The sequence below is a fragment of the Leuconostoc gelidum subsp. gelidum KCTC 3527 genome (genome assembly GCF_000166715.1).
In the GTDB taxonomy this organism is placed as follows: Bacteria; Bacillota; Bacilli; order Lactobacillales; family Lactobacillaceae; genus Leuconostoc; species Leuconostoc gelidum.
Genome location: NZ_AEMI01000033.1, coordinates 1 through 1,024, shown reverse-complemented (window position 1 = coordinate 1,024; position 1,024 = coordinate 1). Strand labels below are relative to the sequence as shown.

Annotated in this window: 1 protein-coding gene; it reads left to right on the top strand. The window is 41.0% G+C overall.

Annotated features, from left to right (window positions below; translation table 11 throughout):
* Positions 1 to 94: 94 nt before the first annotated feature.
* Positions 95 to 1,012, top strand: coding sequence for an IS30 family transposase (locus EUI_RS0107745; RefSeq protein WP_010017260.1), 918 nt, complete (start codon positions 95 to 97; stop codon positions 1,010 to 1,012).
* Positions 1,013 to 1,024: the final 12 nt, after the last annotated feature.

The window sequence follows — 1,024 nt, the reverse complement described above, 5'->3', positions numbered from 1 at the left end:
GGTAGATTGTAAAATTAAACCGAACACTTGAATAAAAAAGCCACAGCGCCTTTAATGGTAATTGTCTAAAACAACCATAAAGGAACTGCGACTCATGACTAGTTTATCATCTCAAGAACGCACTGTCATTCAAACTTTACTCGAATTGAATTATTCTGTTCGTGCCATTGCGCGCTTTATTAAACGCTCTCCTTCAACCGTTTCGATTGAAATTCATCAAGTTACACCCTATAAAGCTGAGATTGCTCATGCGTTGGCATTGAAAAAACGTCATCTACGTGGTCGTCATGACACGCTAACACCAGCTATCGCTGTCTTTTTGAATCACCACATTGGTATATTGAAGTGGTCACCAGAAACCGCTGCGCATGTTTTAGGGTTACCTTTCAAAACGATTTATAATTGGCTCAATGCTGGTCGACTCAAACTATCATTGGCTGATTTACCTGACAAAGGTATCCGTCAAAAGCGTCAATCTGATGGTAGACGACAAGTATTTGTGCATGGTCGTTCGATTGAAACGAGACCTGAAAGTGTGAAAGCACGACAAACCTTTGGACATTTTGAAGTTGACACCATGCAATCGGGTAAAAGACGTGGCGATGTGCTGGTGACAATTACTGAAAGACTAAGCCGGGAACATATCGTGAGACGGGTCACTGGGCGCAATAGTCAGGCAGTGACACCAGTCTTAATTCGTTTTTTTCAAGGGATCAAAAATGCCAAGTCAATCACTGTTGATCGTGGGCGAGAATTTGCAAAATATAACGAAATCGAGCAAAAACTAGGCATTCCAGTCTATTTTGCGCACCCATATTCACCAGAAGAACGTGGGAGTAATGAGATATTAAATCGATACGTCCGTCGTTTTATACCGAAAGAACGCAAAATTGAAACAGTTAGCGCCAAAGAATTAGATCAAATTAATCATTGGATCAATGCGAGACCAATGAAAACACTCAACTGGCAATCACCACGAAAGGTTTTTCAGCAGTTTGCAGTGTTCGGTTAATTCTTGCAATCT

What these genes read in the sequence shown, in the direction of transcription:
- EUI_RS0107745 (WP_010017260.1), top strand. Translation starts at nt 95, where the DNA reads ATGACTAGTTTATCATCTCAAGAACGCACTGTCATTCAAACTTTACTC.